The organism is Vibrio pelagius, from assembly GCF_024347575.1.
In the GTDB taxonomy this organism is placed as follows: Bacteria; Pseudomonadota; Gammaproteobacteria; order Enterobacterales; family Vibrionaceae; genus Vibrio; species Vibrio pelagius.
In genome coordinates this window covers 1519549-1538298 of sequence record NZ_AP025503.1, presented here as the reverse complement: position 1 = coordinate 1538298, position 18750 = coordinate 1519549, and the positions used below count along the sequence as shown (strand labels likewise).

General features: G+C 45.1%; 13 protein-coding genes and 2 pseudogenes. All 15 read left to right on the top strand.

The window, feature by feature from the left end:
* Positions 1-49: 49 nt before the first annotated feature.
* Positions 50-2068, top strand: a pseudogene (locus tag vsple_RS06675) (polysaccharide biosynthesis/export family protein); the annotation flags it as partial.
* The gene (locus vsple_RS06670; protein ID WP_261883137.1) at positions 2068-2757 is read left to right on the top strand and encodes a P-loop NTPase family protein; all 690 of its coding nucleotides are present in this window, start codon (positions 2068-2070) and stop codon (positions 2755-2757) included. The pseudogene vsple_RS06675 and the gene vsple_RS06670, both read left to right, overlap by 1 nt.
* Positions 2758-3145: 388 nt before the next feature.
* Positions 3146-4135 (top strand): ABC transporter substrate-binding protein, encoded by a 990-nt coding sequence (locus vsple_RS06665; RefSeq protein WP_255230772.1) that lies wholly within the window; start codon positions 3146-3148, stop codon positions 4133-4135.
* A gap of 121 nt (positions 4136-4256) precedes the next feature.
* Positions 4257-5156: an ABC transporter permease gene (locus vsple_RS06660; protein ID WP_261883059.1), complete on the top strand. Its 900-nt coding sequence runs from the start codon at positions 4257-4259 to the stop codon at positions 5154-5156.
* On the top strand, positions 5149-6375 hold the full coding sequence (locus tag vsple_RS06655) for a quaternary amine ABC transporter ATP-binding protein (protein ID WP_261883058.1): 1227 nt from the start codon (positions 5149-5151) through the stop codon (positions 6373-6375). Before vsple_RS06660 ends, vsple_RS06655 begins: the two co-directional genes overlap by 8 nt.
* 236 nt (positions 6376-6611) lie before the next feature.
* On the top strand, positions 6612-6986 hold the full coding sequence (locus vsple_RS06650; RefSeq protein WP_261883057.1) for an Hpt domain-containing protein: 375 nt from the start codon (positions 6612-6614) through the stop codon (positions 6984-6986).
* Between the two features lie 97 nt (positions 6987-7083).
* Positions 7084-8571, top strand: a complete 1488-nt coding sequence (locus vsple_RS06645; RefSeq protein WP_261883056.1) for a sigma-54-dependent transcriptional regulator — start codon at positions 7084-7086, stop codon at positions 8569-8571.
* Positions 8552-9634: a glycosyltransferase family 4 protein gene (locus vsple_RS06640; RefSeq protein WP_261883055.1), complete on the top strand. Its 1083-nt coding sequence runs from the start codon at positions 8552-8554 to the stop codon at positions 9632-9634. The genes vsple_RS06645 and vsple_RS06640 overlap by 20 nt, the downstream gene beginning before the upstream one ends.
* A 257-nt stretch (positions 9635-9891) precedes the next feature.
* Entirely contained in the window at positions 9892-11064 is a 1173-nt protein-coding gene (locus tag vsple_RS06635) for a glycosyltransferase (RefSeq protein ID WP_261883054.1), read from the top strand.
* Between the two features lie 23 nt (positions 11065-11087).
* Positions 11088-12317, top strand: a complete 1230-nt coding sequence (locus vsple_RS06630) for a glycosyltransferase family 4 protein (RefSeq protein WP_261883053.1) — start codon at positions 11088-11090, stop codon at positions 12315-12317.
* Positions 12310-13218, top strand: a pseudogene (locus vsple_RS22005) (lipopolysaccharide biosynthesis protein); the annotation flags it as partial. The gene vsple_RS06630 and the pseudogene vsple_RS22005, both read left to right, overlap by 8 nt.
* Positions 13219-13797: 579 nt before the next feature.
* Positions 13798-15186, top strand: coding sequence for an O-antigen ligase family protein (locus vsple_RS06620; RefSeq protein ID WP_261883051.1), 1389 nt, complete (start codon positions 13798-13800; stop codon positions 15184-15186).
* A gap of 78 nt (positions 15187-15264) precedes the next feature.
* Positions 15265-16038, top strand: coding sequence for an acyltransferase (locus vsple_RS06615; RefSeq protein ID WP_261883050.1), 774 nt, complete (start codon positions 15265-15267; stop codon positions 16036-16038).
* Positions 16031-17149, top strand: a complete 1119-nt coding sequence (locus tag vsple_RS06610) for a glycosyltransferase (protein ID WP_261883049.1) — start codon at positions 16031-16033, stop codon at positions 17147-17149. The genes vsple_RS06615 and vsple_RS06610 overlap by 8 nt, the downstream gene beginning before the upstream one ends.
* Positions 17146-18570 carry a GumC family protein gene (locus vsple_RS06605; protein WP_261883048.1) on the top strand — a complete coding sequence of 475 codons (1425 nt, stop codon included), beginning with the start codon at positions 17146-17148 and terminating at the stop codon, positions 18568-18570. Before vsple_RS06610 ends, vsple_RS06605 begins: the two co-directional genes overlap by 4 nt.
* The last annotated feature ends 180 nt before the right edge of the window (positions 18571-18750 follow it).

Sequence of the window (18750 nt, the reverse complement as noted above, 5' to 3'; positions counted from 1 at the left end):
TTTAGCTCTTGTTATTGTCCCTGCATATGCAGAAGACGAATTCAGTGATGCTGTTCAAGTTGGTGACCTCATCCAGGTTAACGTGCCCGGCGAGGAGACCTTAAATCGTGGTTTTCAAGTCGACAAACGAGGCCGTATTACTCTACCTGAGGTGGGTGCAGTGTTTGTTGCCGGTTACGACAGCGAACAATTACAGAAAGTGGTTATCGATGCGTTGAGCACGACTTACCGCGATTTATCGACGGCTACCGTATTTATCAAAGAGCAGCAGATTCTCATTTCGGTTCAAGGCTATGTTGAACAACCTGGAGAGTATACACTCTCACTGGGTTCAAGCGTTCAAATGGCACTTTATGCTGCTGGAGGCTTAAGAGCAGGCGCGCAATTAGATAAACTGATTCTTAAACGCGGTGCTGATAGAAAAGAGTTTAACTACAAACGCTTTCTAGATACTGGTGATGACTCTCAGCTACCTGAACTGCAATCCCTTGACTCAATCTTCGTACCCGCATCTCCACTGGTCGGTAATATCGAGCAAGAGTTTGACGCAGCCAAACTTGCTAACTCGGGTGACAGTGCAGACTCTCGTAATGCAATCAAAGTATTCGGTGAAGTTAACGCGCCAGGCTCTTTTGCCTACAAAGAAAATACCGACCTTGTTGATGTGATCATGCGTTCAGGAGGCGTAACGCGTTACGCAGGTGTCGAACAGATTCGTGTTATCTCGAATAACACACCGACGCTTTTCAATTTAAAACGTTATTTAGATACAGGTGATGATTCACTGCTTCCAGTGCTACGTCCGGGGTCAACAATCTTCGTTCCAAAACAAGAAGTAGAGATCAAATCGGGTGCGAACACGGTGTACGTGATGGGTGAAGTCGCTGAACCGGGCGCTTACGATGGCAAAAAAGGCGCTACCTTTATGGACATTTTGGCCAATGCTGGTGGCCCGACTCGATTTGCAGAATCTCGCCAGATAAGAGTGATCAAAGCCAGTGGCCAGGTTCTTAAATTCGACTTAACCGCTTACACTGAAGGCTTGCGGGGCGTGAAACCACCAGCAATCCAACCGGGTGATGCTATCTTTGTCCCTGAAAAAACCGATATGAATGAGAAATCTTGGCTCAAGATCTCACCCGACCGCGCTGTCAATGTCATTGGTGAAGTGGTTCGTCCAGGACGCATCGAGTGGTCTGACGAAATGGATCTTATGGATCTTCTTGCCCACGTTGGCGGTCCGACCCTTCGTGCAGATACCACCAAAATTGAAGTCGTAAACGGACGCAAGCTTACGGTTTTCGATTTAGATGCTTACATCAAAAACGGCGCGCCACGTGAAGACCTGCCTTTCATTCGTGCTGGTGCTATTGTACGTATCCACGATTTGCCGCAAGACCCATCAGACAACAAATCACAATGGGTTCGTCAAAGCTCGGATGCATCAATCTACGTATTTGGGCAGGTAAATGCGCCGGGGCGTTACCGCTTCACTAAAGATATGCACTTCTTAGATATCTTGTCTGCAGCAGATGGCCCAACAAAAGACGCTGACATTCACAATATCCGCGTCACACACAGAGACAAGCCTTATGCGAAAGTAAGTAAACTGAACCTATCGCTTTACTTTGAAACTGGTGATGAATCTATCCTACCTCGAGTAACTACTGGCGATACGATTTATATCCCAGAAAAAGACAAAAACTGGCTGGATACATCAAAAGAGTCAACGGTACGAGTGCTTGGTGCAGTCAACAAACCGGGTCGCTATGTGTTCAATGACAATATGACCATCCTTGACTTATTAGCTGAAGCCGCAGGGCCAACTGAGAACGCTTACTTAGAGAAGATTACTGTCGTCAACATGTCTTGTTGTCAGGGACAAGCACGTACATTCGACCTGATTAAGTTCAGCAAGACCGCGAATATCTATCACCTACCCGTCCTACGTGCCGGTGATACGATTTACATTCCAGACCGTAGTGAAAGCTTTATGGAAAAAGCACGTGTCACCTTAGATGACATTCTTCGCCTAACCACGACTATCGTATTAATTGGAGCATTATGATGACTATTTCCGCCACTCAAGCCGAAGTCGAGAAGCTCTACTTAACATCTGAGCTTAATGGCTACCGTTCAATATGCATTACTGCCTGCCAAAGCGGTGACGGCGTCACTTCAATTGCGTCTGCATTTGCAGAACGTTGCATGCTAGCAGGACACTCCACTCTGTATGTCGACCTGAATTTGTTCAATCCGGCGTTCCATGATTTAGAGCTGGTCAATCTTGAACGACAAGTTCAACTGATCGAGCATAAAGCGTCTCAAAGACTGTTTGTGGGCGTGCCTGCTCCTAAAGAAGCATCTGCTCAGTTGGCGTTTAAAGATCCAACGATGCTCAAAAACACGGTCAACCAGTGGTTAACCCAATATGATCGCGTAGTGATAGACACCTCCCCACTGCTTCAAATAAACAAAGGTAATATCCCCGCACAGTCCGTTGCAAATGCGTGCGACTCGACCTTATTAGTCATCGCTTATGGTGAGACCACGACCAGTCAGCTTGAACAAGCCAAACAGCTGTTAGCGACAGATGGTATCCAATTGTCTGGTGCAATCATGAACATGAAACACTCGCCAAGTTTCACTCAAGAGTTAGTGCGACAGTTAAATAGAATGAAATTTATCCCTTCTAAATTGCGCACATCAATCAGCAATAAGCTTTCTCAAAATGAGTTCTTAAACTTGCCGATTTAGCCATAACTAGTGCAGTGATTTCATTTTAATTCGACTATTTTCGCAGAAAATCACTGCACTTAGACAAAAATACCAACAAAAACACCGCTTTAATCCTCAGTAGTGTGACTTAGATTAGCAATGCGCAATCAATTTATATCAAAAATGGAATTTATCCAGATATTCCCTAAACTTTTAAAAAGTGGTCAATTTTTGTGGATTCGTCATAAATACTGGGTACCACTCTTACTAATCTGTTCCTCGGTAAATCGAAAGGAACCAGCCCATGAGACGACCAAAGGATATGACTCGTCACATCAACACCACTTAGAACAGCTCAACCGCAAAACATGATCTTCACTGTTCTTGTTGTAGAAGTTGTGAACTTTAATGAGAAAGGAACCTCAATATGAAATACAAGTTAAGCGCCATGTTTTTTTTAGTTGCCACCGCCAGTAACGCCAACGCTGCTGAATGTGGCAGCGTAACAATCGCAGATATGAACTGGAACTCAGCAACCCTCATCGCCAATATCGATAGGTTTATCCTAGAACACGGGTATGGTTGCGACGCAGAACTGATTCCTGGCGACACCATGCCCACGGGCACCTCAATGATTGAGAAAGGCCAGCCAGACGTAGCCCCAGAGCTCTGGAGTAACAGTTTGAAAGCTGCGCTCGATAAGGGTGTTGAAGAAAAACGACTGCGTTACGCGGGCAAAGCGCTCGTAAACGGCGGTGAAGAAGGCTTTTGGGTACCGAAATACCTTGTGAGCCAGTATCCTGAAATCGCGACTATCGAAGGTGTTCGTAAACACGCCAAACTATTCAAACATCCGGAAGATCCAGATACATCCGCATTTTACAGCTGCCCCGCTGGTTGGAACTGTCAAATCAGTGCAGGTAATCTTTTCAATGCATTAGCACTTGAAGAGAGTGGCTTTAGCATTGTCGATCCCGGCTCTAGTGCGGGTCTCTCTGGGGCTATCGCGAAAGCCTATGAGCGTGAAGAAGCGTGGTTTGGGTATTACTGGGCACCGACGGCTGTACTAGGTAAATACGACATGGTTAAAGTGGACTTTGGCAGTGGTGTTGATAAAGACGAGTTCGTGAACTGTACGACTCAAGAAGGGTGTGAAGATCCCAAAGCGACCATGTACCCGCCCTCTCCAGTACATACCATCACGACAGAAAGCTTTGCGAGTCGCGCGCCAGACGCCTATGACTACTTCACTAAACGTGGTTTTACTAACGACAAAATGAACGCGCTATTAGCTTGGATGGAAGACAATCAAGCCGACGGTGAAGAAGCGATGTTGCATTTCCTAAGTGAGTATCCTGATATTTGGCACCCTTGGGTATCTCAAGACGTTGCGAAAAAAGTAGAAGCCGAGCTGTAAACCTCATTGGTTTATGACTTATCTCGGATTAAATCATACATTATAACGTCGCTATCATTGATGTTATTCAGCATTCGAAGCGGTTGTGCTTACCAACCGCTTCGGAATATAAGGATATAAAATGGCTGACAATAGCTGGTTCTCCAGTTTTCCTGAAATGGAACGCTCAGACTTACGAGCAATTAAGAAAACGCTAGACGGAGCCTACCGAGATTTTTCTCGTGAATACGGCGAAATGATCGAATCTTTCTTTGACCCTTTACTTTCGTTTCTCGTCTGGTTTGAAAAACTCCTCATCTCTACTCCGTGGCTTATTGTTCTGGTGGTGTGTAGTGCCCTAGTTTACGGTGCTAGTCGCTCGTGGAAGTTGGGGCTTGGTTGTGTAGTTTCACTGCTGCTCATCGGTTACTTTGGCATGTGGGAAGACACCATGCGCACGCTCAGTATCATTACTGTGTGTACCTTGGTTTCAATATGTTTAGGCATACCGATTGGGATTGCGATGGCACGTTCCAATCGAGTTCAATCTATCGTGACTCCACTACTCGACATCATGCAAACCATGCCTGCATTTGTTTATTTAATTCCAGTCGTAATGCTACTTGGCATCGGTAAGATCCCTGGGCTTATCGCTGTTGTTATCTACGCTATCCCACCAGTCATTCGCTTGACTAACCTCGGCATTCGTCTGGTAGACAAAGAAGTGCTCGAAGCAGCAACCGCTTTTGGAGCGAATAAAAAACAACGCCTTTGGGGTGTTCAGTTACCCCTAGCGATGCCAACCATTATGGCAGGCATAAACCAGACCATCATGATGGCTTTGTCTATGGTGGTCATCGCATCAATGATTGGTGTAAAAGGATTAGGCCAGCCGGTGTTGAAATCTATAACTAACCAATATTTCACGTTAGGTCTTCTCAATGGTTTCGCTATTGTGGCATTAGCGATTCTGTTTGACCGAGCCTCACAAGCTTACGCGAAAAGAACCAACGCACACTTAGGAGGGTTTAAGCATGACTAAACCTCTGATTGAAATTAGCGGGTTGTATAAAGTCTTCGGCCCTAAGCCCAAGTCGGTGATTGATCGTATTAATAGTGGTCAAAACAAAGATCAAATTTTGGCAGAAACGGGGCATACCGTTGGATTAAAAGAGATAAACCTAGAGATCAATCGTGGCGAAATATTCGTAATCATGGGACTTTCTGGCTCTGGGAAGTCAACATTAATCCGACACTTCAACCGCCTGATAGAGCCGACCGAGGGTAAGATTACCGTTGAAGGGATCGATGTTATGAGTCTCAACACCAGAGAGCTGGAAGAGTTTCGTCGCCACAAGATGTCAATGGTATTCCAGCGTTTTGGTTTAATGCCTCATCGAACTGTGGTTGAGAATGTGGCTTACGGGCTTGAGGTTCAGGGCATTAAAAAAGAAAAGCGTTTAGCCAAAGCGTCTGAATGGCTAGATACGGTTGGTCTTAAAGGTTATGAGCACCAATACCCAGCACAGTTGTCTGGCGGCCAACAACAGCGTGTTGGCTTGTCGCGCGCTCTCTGTACCGATGCTGAGATCCTGTTGATGGATGAGGCATTCTCAGCGCTCGACCCATTAATTCGTAGTGAAATGCAAGACCAACTGATTGAGCTGCAAGAGAAGCTGCACAAAACCATTATTTTCATCACCCACGACCTTGACGAAGCACTGCGACTTGGTGATCGAATCGCAATCTTAAAAGATGGTGAATTGGTTCAGCAAGGAACACCCCATGAAATTCTTTTGCAACCCGCAGACGATTACGTGGAAGCATTCGTTAAAGATGTGAATCGCGCACGTGCACTGACGGTAGAAACGGTGATGCAGCCACCTCTATATCGCATCACTTCAGAAACAATTGAAGGTGCGCTTGCTCAAATGAAGATGTTGAAGCACGACTACGCCTATCATGTCACAGATGACGGGTATCAAGGTTTGGTGACTAAAGAGAGCCTTCAAGACGCCGTCGAATCTGATACGGTGAATGACTTCAATGAGGATATTTACGAAGAAGTCCCTTCGGTCAATCCTGATGCTGTCATAGAAGAGGTTCTGCAAGATACCATGTCATGCGAATACTCGTTGCCTGTCGTTGATGAAGAAGGCAACTTAAAAGGTGAGTTAGAACGAAGTGCCGTCGCGGACATCTTTGCAGAACCGGGAGAAACCGATACCGTCCCAAAGTCCGAGATTGATAAGGCGTCTTAGACGCTAACTGGCGCCCACTGTTCGGTTCTTGAACTTGCGTGGGCGCTTTTTTGATACTCTATTATTATCCATTCCCTATTAGAACCCACCTCGCTTGGCATTTTTGCAATCTTCCATATTCAAGCGGTTGAAATTATTCTAAAAAATGTCTAATACTTAAATATCCAATTGCGTTACAGATGTTACCCTTAGTAACGATCACGTTTTACGAACTTTCATGGATGGATCTACGTACGATGACAGTGACCAACACTTATGCCGAAGACCTTGTTGATGAATCGGTTCTACAACAGATGATTGTAGATACCAGTGCAGAGGTCATTCCTATTCTAATCGACCACTATGTGGAAGAGTCTAAAACGCGCATTGAAGCTATTAAACAGGCCGCTCAATCCCAAGATGGTGAGGTTCTCGAGTTTGAAGTGCACACACTAGGCAGCACATCACTCGCTTTGGGAAACCGAGCTTTATCAACACTAGCTCGCGACATTGAACGTCAATGCTTAGAGAAACAGACAGAGCTTGCATTCACACGTGTCGATGAGCTTCTTGCTTTGGCGGACGATTCGATAGAAGCGCTTATCACCCGCAAAGAGCTTGGCTTCGACTAAAAACACCAATGTCTGGATTAGAATACACATAACGACATAAAGCACAGAACGCAAAGATTGACGTTTGGTTAGGACAAGATTCAAAAGGAATAACACAATGCGCCCTAAAGTATTGTTAGTTGAAGACTCCACTTCATTAGCTGTTTTATACAAACAGTATGTAAAAGATGAACCCTACGACATTTTTCACGTCGAAACGGGAGCAGAAGCCAAAACCTTCATTGAGCGCCACACGCCGCAACTGGTTATCCTTGACCTGAAGTTACCTGACATGTCGGGTGAAGAAGTATTAGATTGGATAACAGAAAATGAAGTTCCGACGGCTGTGATTATTGCTACCGCTCATGGCTCAGTCGACATTGCAGTTAGCCTTATTCAGCGTGGTGCAGAAGACTTTCTCGAAAAACCGATTCAAGCTGAACGCCTAAAAACCTCAGTTCAGCTGCACCTTAAACGCGCCAAGCTAGAGAATCTAGTTGAGAACATCAAAAGTAAGTTCGACCGCGAATCCTTCCAAGGCTTCATTGGCTCATGTCTACCGATGCAAGCCGTATACAAAACCATCGACTCGGTAGCACCAACCACTGCCAGTGTGTTCATTAATGGTGAGAGCGGTACGGGTAAAGAGGTGTGTGCTGAAGCCATCCATAAAGAGAGCCAGCGCCGCGACAAGCCGTTCGTTGCGATCAACTGTGGTGCCATTCCTCGTGATTTGATGGAAAGTGAAATTTTCGGCCACGTTAAAGGCGCATTTACGGGTGCAACGACGGATAGAAAAGGCGCTGCGATGCAAGCGCATGGCGGCACTCTATTTCTCGACGAGCTCTGTGAGATGGAGCTCGAGATGCAGAAGAAATTGCTGCGATTCTTACAAACAGGTACATTTACCCCACTGGGGGCAACTCGTGAAGTTAAAGTAGATGTACGAATCATCTGTGCGACTAACCGTGACCCGTTGTTAGAGGTTGAAGAAGGTCGCTTTAGAGAAGATCTCTACTACCGTGTTCACGTTGTGCCCATTGAAATGCCGCCTTTACGAGAGCGTGGTAGTGACATTGTCACACTATGTAAGCACTTTTTGAAAATCTACGCTAAACAAGACGGCAAGAAATTCAAATCGATAGATAAAGAAGCTCAGGTTTTATTAAAGAACTACCCTTGGCCAGGTAATGTTCGCCAACTTCAGAACATTATTCGAAACATTGTGGTCCTTAATAACGAAACCAATGTGACCAAAGAGATGATACCCGCTCCGATTAATGGTGCGGGTGGCCGGAGCAAAGTCGTAACGCCTACTAAGCGCGCCGAACCTGTTCAGGAAGCAGTAGTAGAAACAGTCTCCAAGCCTGCCCCATTGACTCCAGATCAAATTGAGGCCGCATCTGAGAGCAACGGCCCCGCTCTTACCAATGGAGATGGTAGTATTCGCCCAATGTGGAAGATTGAGCGAGAAGCGATTCAAAATGCGATCAACCACTGTGATGGTAATGTGTTGAATGCCGCAGTGCTGTTAGAGCTTAGCCCTTCTACCGTGTATCGTAAGAAGCAGGCATGGGAAGCTGAAGATGAGTACAACCAAGCCTAAGCATATTCAAAAATTTGAGATTGAACCAAATGAGATTTGGCTGTTACTCGACAGCCAAACCTTCGGAGGTATTGAAACTCACGTTTTAGAGCTTGCCAAAGGGTTAAAAGCGCATCAACAAAAGGCGCGCATCATCCTACTCACTCGCTATTTTCCAGCCCCTCCCATTATTGAACGCCTTGAGCAAACGGGTCTGCATTTCTCCTTTTTACAAGATTTAGCAACGACTCAAGGTTCATCAGTGACTCAGCTTAGTCTTGCCATCGAAACTTACCAACCAAGGCTCCTACATTGTCACGGTTACAAATCCAGTATCATTGGCAAAGTAACAAAGCTTATCTACCCTCACCTTTCTCTTTACCAAGTATCTACCTATCACGCAGGGGAAACGCCAAAGGGTCGCGTCTGGCTCTATGATGCTCTCGATCGCTACACTAGCTTCCTATCTAGCCATTCATTGGTCGTCAGCAATAAGATTAAAGAAAAGATCCCAAGCGCAACGACAATGCTCAACAACTTTGTGAGTATGCCAGAGCGCCAACCTTCTTCTGATTTTACCTCTAGCTCATGCCGATTTGGTTTCGTGGGTCGCTTGAGTCACGAAAAAGCAGCCGACCGATTCTTAGATTTAGCTATTCACTTTCCTGACCACCAATTCCATCTGTTTGGAGATGGGCCTGAGCGCGGACAGCTAGAGTCATTCAAAACGAATAACTGTAACTTTCATGGTCACCAGCAAAATATGGATAAAGTATGGAGAAGTATCGACGTACTGATTATCCCATCACGATATGAAGGTTTGCCAATGGCAGCATTAGAAGCAATGTCTCTCGGCATTCCAGTGATTGCGACCGCTGTCGGTAACTTACCTCAACTCATAAATCACAGTGAGAATGGCTATTTAGCACATGTTCCAGAAGATCTCGAAGCATGCGTAAATCGTTGGCTATCACTCTCTCAAAATGAAAAAACAGCGCTCAGCCAACAAGCAATAGACACCATTAACAAGACGTACTCACCGCAAGCTGTGATCCCGCAATTACTTGAGTGCTACGGACTCTGATTGTCAAAATGAAACTACCATTCTCGACTCAACAACATAGTTTCTCAAAATAGAACATGACTCTCTTATCCATAAATCACTCATCAATCTGATTCTCAAATTGACATTTGCTTGATAACCTCGGAAATAAACACCTAAAAATCAGCCACTTAAAGCAATAGCCATACTGGCATTCCGCTTGCTATGTTCACTCTATACAAACAATTTATCCCATCTAGGGGCAACGTATTTGAATTGGTAGAGAGTGAGGCTTAGCGATGAATAATTACAAGAACATACTCTTTGTACATTACGGTGATAACTGGATTCGTGGCAGCGAGGCGTGTTTAATCAATTTGATTTCGAGTTTGAATAAAGAGAAGTTTCGACCAATTGTTTGGAGCAATTGCAAGCCGTTAACAAAACACTTTAAAAAGCAGTCAGTCCCTACCGTTTATACCCCCTTTAAACTGCTACTCGGATGGAGCGCGCCAAGGTTCGATCTGTATCAATGGGGTGCGCAAGTAAAGCAAGCTGTCTCTCTTATCAAGCAGCATGATATCGACATTGTTCACATCAATAGTGGCGCACCTTGTCAATGGATGTGTATCGCAGCCAAATTATGCGGCGTCCCTGTGGTAACCCAACTTCACAGTGACTATCAACTTCGAGATCGCTTCACTTTGGGTTTACACCTTTCTCCAAACATCGCCTGTGTGAGCCATGATATTAGCAAGGGCCTTCTTGATGACGGATACCCACAAGAGCAACTTTGTGTCATTCACAATGGCGTAGTTCAGCACCGAACCACCAACAGAGATGTACGAACAGAACTCAACATCCCACAAACGAGCTTCGTCTTTATTACCGTTGGTTCTCTGATCAATAGAAAAGGTGTCGATTTGATTGTCCAATCATTGAATCGTATTCAGGAAGCGCAAGAGGCACATCTCATTGTGATTGGTGATGGTGAAGATAGAGACAGTCTGCTCTCGCTTGTGAACGATTTAGGCTTGTCTCACTTAGTCCATTTTGTTGGCGAAAGGGAAGACGTAGCTGATTGGCTATGTAGCGACGTTGACGCGTTCATTAGCGGTGCGCGATATGAAGCCTTTGGTTTGGTTTTAGCGGAAGCGGGGTTGGCAGGACTACCTGTTATCGCCCCTCGCATTGGTGGTATACCAGAGTTTATCCACCACAATCGAACCGGTCTTTTATTCGACCCGAGCAATCCTATTGATGAGATGTGCCACCAGATGACTCGCTTAATGTCAGATGGGGCGCTACGAGACGACCTAGCAACTCAACTGCATCACTTAGTACACTCAAAACTCACGATCGAAGCCAACACTCGCCAATTTGAAAACCTATACCACAAAGTGATACGCCAGAACGATTCATCTTGCTTACTCAATGGTCTAAAGCCACTTGTCCGCTGGGCATTTCATTAACATCAACAGGTTGGAGACATACGATGAATACCAAGACCCGAAATGCCAACAACAAATCAATACATGGCTTGATTTACGACCCAATTCCTTTTGCTGGCGGATCTAAAATAGCAACCCTCGAAATGTTGATGACCACTCACGAGTCAATCGAAAAGCAAGCTGAGGACAATGTCAGTTTTACAATTGTTACCGCTGATCCTGACTCTTGGAGAACCGCAGTAAGCAAGCTTAACGCGAGAATTATTACTCTACCTAACTGGGGTTTTCTTACGGTACCTCAAGGGCTTCGCTACTGGGTTGCTCAGTTAGTATTATCCTTGATCCTGATGGCGACATTTATTCGCCTACCACGTATCAATTATACCGTTGGTGCCTCAAACCCAGGGATCGATATGGCGCTCTACATCGTTAAATGGGTTTGGAGAATGCCAATCATACAACTGGTTCATGGTCCTGTTGGACTTTCGCGTTCTATCGGTTATTGCTTTACTCGCGCTGATTCGGTCTTTTATTTATCTTCAAGCATCGATTCAATACGCGCTGCACTAGGCTGCTACTTTTCTAAGGCTCGTGACTCTGAACAAGCTGAGATCATGACGCGTGCTGTTCTTGAGAGGGCGAGTTTTGAATCTTTTACTAATGGTTTGACCCAAGCGAATTGGCCAACTCAAAGCACAGGAACATCAAATGACGTTTTTTGGGCAGCTTCGCTACTTAAATGGAAAGGATTAGAGACACTCAATGAAGCATTAAACAGGGCTAGTCAGACAACGCCATGGAATACCAATATCTGCTATATCACGCCGCAAAATACACATTTAGGTGTGAGCAGTTTACCGACAGAAAGTGTGCACACTAAGCTGTTCCATGCGCCTAGCAATCTTGATCAAATCCGTGCAAGTTCGGGCATTTTTGTCTCTACCAGTATCAACGAGCCATTTGGCTTGTCTGTTTTGGAGAGCCTAGCCGCTGGGCTGTGCGTCGTTATTCCAAGCGATGGTGCTTATTGGGATCGAGTCCTTGAACATAATGTCAATTGCCTAAAGTTCGCCCCACAAGATCCACAATCATTGTATGAAGCTGTCCAAACATTGATTAACGACCCTCAGCTTCGTCAACGTTTATCACATGCCAGTTTAGAGATAGCAAAGCAGTATCGCGCGGACCACTGTTACGCTTCAATTAGCATAGCAATGCGCGCAATGGCACAAACTAAACCTGCAATAGCTTCGTTGGAGACCTCTCATGATTAAGTCTCTACGCCAGCCATCGCCGATGATAAACATGCTGACTTACGGAATCGGGTTGGTCATAAGCAAAGGCGCGGCTCTGATTATGTTGCCGATAATCGCCAACTATCTCGCCCCTTCTCAAATTGGTCGCTTAGACCTGTTATCCTCTATCGGTGCGGTAATGGGTATTGTCGTGACATTTGCTCTGCATGAGGCACTCTACCGTTTTGTTGGAGAAGAAAGTGATTTAAAAAAACGTTTTTTGAAAGCGAGTGAAATCTTCTCCCTCACCTGTATCGTTTCTCTGACTTTGGCTGCTGTTCTTTTTGGCTATCTCAATAGTGGCCTAGGCGACCAATTTGCCTTTGCGAGCCGCACTGAGCTCAATCTCATTTTAGTTTGTGCTTCTCTTGAAGGTGTTATCGGTTTATCTACCGCGTGGCTGAGAATGCAGGACAAAGCATTTACGTTTCTAGCAATCAGTGTCGCTTCAACACTGCTACAAATCAGCTTAATTCTTGGCGTGTTATTTTCTAGCCCGAGTGTTGAGAAAATCCTAATGTGTGGCGTGGTTACCTACCTTTTCCAAATCAACGCACTGCTGATTATCAATCGCTTTAAGCTCACATTCACCAATATCTCAGCATTTCGAGAATATCTTCGCTACGGTTGGCCACTGATGCTAACTGGCTTAATAGGTTTTGGTTTAAACGGTGCAGAAAGATTCTTTGTCGCCTACTCCACCAATCTAGATACCCTTGGGCAATATGCGATTGCGATTAAATTCTCGTTTGCCATGTGTATATTGGTTCAGCCTTTTGGAATGTGGTGGATGCCGAAACGTTTCAATATGCTGGCAAATCAAGGTCGCCGTACAACCGTCGAGGTTACCCAGCTTGGAGTTGTCTACATCACTCTACTCACTGTAGGCGTTGCATTCGCAGCCAAAGCTTTCATCTTGTTAGCACTGCCAGAAACCTATCTATTGTCGGCTCAACTTGTATTAGGAACGTTGCTGTTTTCTTGGTTCAAAGAGGTCGCGGAGCTGCTCAATATCGGTATTCTTCATCGAAAAGCCACCAAATTACAGCTATGGATTTCGCTGAGCGCCACTCTCATTGGTCTCAGCATGATGTGGTTACTAAGTGGCTTTGGTGTCTGGGGGGTAATTGGCGCTCTGTGTATCGCTCAAGCATTTAAAACCGTCGTTGTGTTTATCTACAGCCAGAAGCTGACTCATCTACCTTATTCTCTTGGACTGTTCTTCTTTGAATTTACTGTGCTAGTACTGTGTTTGCTGTTAGCACTCTTTATACAAAATATCTGGCTCTGCCTCGCGATGGCGGTGATTGCGCCTGTTATATGTAGTCTGCCCGCTTATCGAATTGACGTTATAAAGCACCAAACTCAGTTGTTGAGACAGAAATTCATTTGCAAATTGGGATTGTTATCTGGGCACAAGCCTTGCTAGGTAAGTAATTCAGCACACAGGATTTTCATTATGACTAGCGCCACCCACAAGTTACCTTCAATTTTCACAGTATCCGTGCTGTGTCTGTTGATGGGTGGCGTTTGGTACATCGTCCCGCACCCAATCGTTGTCATTGGCTTAGCTTTCATCCCACTAGGCGCGCTGTTTATTATCAATAAAACCTATTGGCTAGTGATTTTGTTCGTCGTTTTTTCATTTTTTCGAATCCACGAAGCGATTCCTCAGCTTTACGCGTTTAAGTTACCCCTACTCCTCTCACTCGGCGCTCTGTCTGCTTTAATGTGGCACACTCTGATTAGCAAAGAACTTAAGACCTACTGGCACCGCTCGCTAACGTGGTTAGCGCTTTTTTGGGTACTAGTTACGATTGGGATCGTATTTGCGTCAAACCGAGGTGTCGCTATCCAAGAATTTAAAGGCATTTACTGGAAGATCATGGTGATGACACTTGCGATTGTTTGGCTGGTAGATAGCATGGATAAGCTCGCAAAAACGTCAACCATCATTATTTTTTCCGGTTGCTTAATCGGTATCATCGCGATTTCTAACTCGATTAACGGAATTGGCCTTGTTGAAGGTACTCGTGTCACCATTGGCCGAGACATTGGTTCAATGCTTGGAGACCCAAACGATCTCGCTCTAGTGCTCATGTTCCCTATGGCATTTGCGATCAGCCAAGCAACGACGAAAGGCATTCCAAAAATGCATCGCTTTATCGGAGCGGCCGCATGTATCATCCTTCTTTATGCGGTTATCGCAACACAAAGCCGTGGCGGTCTTTTGGGTTCCATCGCTGTTCTCGGAATCTTCGCTTTAAGCATCATTCGCTCAAAGGTCACTTTAATTACTCTAGGCGCTATCGCTGCTGCTGGACTCTACTTCGCTGCTGGCATATCCGATCGAGCGTCAGGCGGTGCTGCAGAAGCCGGTATAGATGCATCTGCAATGGGGAGACTTTACGCTTGGGAAGCAGCATTTAAAATGGCGCTCGACAATCCACTGACAGGGGTCGGATTAAACAACTTTTATTCAAACTACTTTTTCTACAGCCCACATTGGGATGGCCTCAACCATGCTGTACATAGTACTTGGTTTGGAGTACTCGCCGAAACGGGCTTCCTTGGTTTAACCGTATTTATCATTTTGATTGGCTCTTTGCTCATCACTGCACGCAAAACCCTAAAACAAATCAAAGACAATAGTAATTCCGTCCCCCCTATCCTCTACTCTTCGGCGTTCGCCGTTTATGCCGGGCTTATCGGAACAATTGTATCTGGAACCTTCCTGACTCAAGGCTTCAACTGGCCTATTTATATCCTTTCTGCACTGACGGTTTGTGTTTCTCATATATCCCAAACTGAATGTCAAAATGAGAAGTCAAACAAAAACAAAGATTAACTCATTGAAAATTAAAAACTATTTACTTGGCACATATAATGAAAGTACTCCATTAAAACAAAAAATGGAGATTTCAAAATGACGTCAGTATCAGTTCATCAATTTAAGACTTGGTTGAAGTTTCATCCTAATTCTCATATTCGTAATCTGTTTTTCATTTTGAAAGACATACGTAATGCCGAACTTCCAGTACCTAAATTTGCTAGTAAATGCCTATACCATGTTCACCGCAGTATCTCGGGTGTCATTTCAGGTATTACTCGCTTCTTCTATTGGACACCCGCTTTTAAAGGTCGTCTAAATCGCTGTGGTAAACATCTATACCTTTATGGCGGTTTACCGTTTGTAAGTGGCCCTCTCACTATTAACGTAGGCAGTGAATGTCGTATTTCAGGGCACACCACTTTTTCTGGATGTAGTCAACCTACTGCTGATGGTAGCCAACCTTGCTTAGAAATTGGCGATAACGTTGATGTCGGTTGGCAATCAACCATTGCGGTTGGACGCCGCGTTGTTCTTTCTGACAATGTGCGTATTGCAAGTGGCGCGTTCCTGTTTGGTTATTCTGGTCACCCTCTTGATGCACGACGTCGTGCTCTCGGTGAAGGCGACGATCCGCAACAGATTGGCGATATCATTCTTGAGAGGGACGTTTGGCTGGGCACCAATGTCACTGTAAAAGGTGGAGTAACCATCGGCGAAGGTAGTGTGGTTGCTGCGGGAAGTGTTGTGACCAAATCCGTTCCGCCACTTTCAATTGTTGCGGGCAACCCAGCACGCATCGTTGGCAGTATTCCAAGCGAGCCAGCTGTGTTCGATAGTGAAGAACACAAAGGAGGTCGTTATGCGTGATTTGATTGTTTTCGGGGAAGACTTCGGTGGATTACCTTCATCGACGCAGCACTTAATTCGTCACTTAGCGAAACAACATAAAGTTCTATGGGTTAATTCGATAGGTTTAAGACAACCAAAGTTAAACCTAAAAGACACTACTCGCGCACTGAACAAACTGGTAGGAAGAAGTAACGCACAAACGCAAAACATGTTACCCGCGCAAACATTCGACAACATTACTGTGGTTAACCTTAAAACTATTCCAGCACCACGTTCTTTGGTTGCTCGAACTCTTGCCAAGGAGCTGATGTTGGCTCAGTTGAAACCTGTTATTAAGAAGTTGGGAATGAGAAACCCAGTGCTTTGGACCTCACTACCAACGGCTGCCGACTTATGCGGCCATCTAGGGGAAACCCACGTCGTCTATTACTGCGGAGATGACTTTTCTGCACTCGCCGGCGTTGATCACAACTGTGTCGCTCGACATGAACAGGCTCTAATAGAAAAAGCTGACGTGATTTTTGCAGCTAGTCAGAAGCTAATGGATAAATTCCCTTCTGTAAAAGCCCACTTATTGCCACACGGTGTCGATTTCGCTCTCTTTTCAAATCCAGCGAAACGCGCAACAGATTTACCGAGCCATCATCGTCCAATCGCAGGTTTTTACGGCAGTTTATCTCAATGGCTTGATTACGATTTGATCGAGAAAACGGCGTTAGCACGCCCTGACTGGGACTTCGTCTTCATTGGTCCTAACGAACTAGAGCAGCTTGCTCTACCAGCACTCAGTAACGTGCTTTATCTTGGCCCAAGAGCGCATCATCAGTTACCAAGTTATTCACAGCACTGGGATGTGAGTTGGTTACCATTTGTTGATAACGAGCAGATAAGAGCTTGTAGCCCATTAAAACTGATGGAGTATCTGGCAGTTGGCACACCGATTGTGACAACCCCTTTCCCCGCACTCAAACCTTATAAAGAGTATGTGACTACCGTGAACAACGTTGAACAGGTATCACAAGCCTTAACTCACGCTCGCCAATCGTGCTCTGTTTCTCCAACGCTCGTAGAAAAAGAGAGCTGGGAAACTCGCGGTGAGATTGTTCACTCTATTTTGGAGTCGTTATGAATAATCTAAAAAACCGATTGCTACAAATACTTTATGGCGCATGGCGACAACGCTATGTGATTGTGATTCCAATGTTGATACTACCCATTGTGGGTCTATTGGTCGCAAATCTGACGCCTAAAAAATACGATTCACACACCAGTATGCTGATTCAAGAAACCGCTAAAATGAATCCGTTTCTTGAGGACATCGCAGTATCAACCATGCTTAAAGACCGTATCAATGCTCTAAAAACACTGCTGCACAGTCGCCATGTTCTCTACTCAGTAGCAGAAGAACTCAAGCTAATAGACTCAAGTATGTCGAATATTGAGCAAGAGGAGGTCATTAACGACCTGTCACAACGGTTGATGGTCACTCAATTAGGTAAAGACTTTCTCAAAATAAGTCTAACTAGCCACACGCCTGACAGAATGGAAGAGACTTTGAAATCCGTCAGTGAGCACTTTATCGCTCAATTACTTGCTCCAGAGCGCTCTTCAATTGAGGACTCAAGTAACTTTCTTGCTATTCATATTGAAAAACGTCGTGAAGCACTCGACCAAGCGGAACAAGCGTTAGCGCTTTATCGCAACAACAATATCGAATCGACCCCAGAGATTCAGAGCCAAAGCCTCAACCGATTAGCGGCGCTCAAACAGAGCCTGTCTGAGAAAGAGGCGGAAATGGCTGGTGTTAAGAAAAGCTTAGGTTCTATGGATCAACAGCTTTCACGTACCAATCCAGTGATCGGCAAAATCGAGGACCAGATCATTGATATCCGCAGCGAGCTCACCTTACTCCAAGCTAAGTACACCAACAAACATAGCGCCGTACAAGCAAAACTGCGTGAGTTAGACAGACTAGAGAGTGAACGCAAAACCTTGCTTGAAATGAAGCAACCTAACATGAACAGCGACCAGCTTTGGGACATTGCCAGTAGTAACACCTTTAACGACGTCTCAGAGCTACAGCCTCTGTTGGTAACACAATTACACAGCTTGCAACTGGTTCGTGCGCGTTTTGAATCGTTAAAAGAAGAAACTAAAAGCTTGAAAACGATGATCTTTGAGTTGGAGAACAAAGCAAACAACTTTGGGCAAAGCGCCAAAGAGATGTACCGATTGCAGCGTGACGTTCAAATCAAGCGTCAGCTTTACGATGAGCTAGTTGAGCGTTACGAAATGGCCCAGCTTACCGGCTCTTTGGGTGTCTTTGAACAAAACAAACGAGTCAAAATTATAGATCTGCCCTACACGCCGAGCATCCCATCCAACATGCCTTCATTCATCTTTGCCATTGCTGGCTTGATCGCAGGGGTTGGTTTTGGGATAGGCTTAGCAATTCTCTTCGAACTGTTTGACTCATCAGTGAAAGGAAGTGCTCAGGTTGAACAAGTGTTGGGTATCCCTGTGATTACCGTCATTCCCAAAATGAACTAGTTTCCTTGATAAATCACTAAACCAAACCACCAGCTTCAACTGGTGGTTTTTGGTTTCTTTCTCCATTCAATTTTCCGCTATTTCATTTTCAACAATCGGTTTCTCACAAAGCCATTTCTTGACAAGCGTTTTGATTTTCAAATTGAGAATAAGAGTCAAAGACCAGCCATCAACACTTAA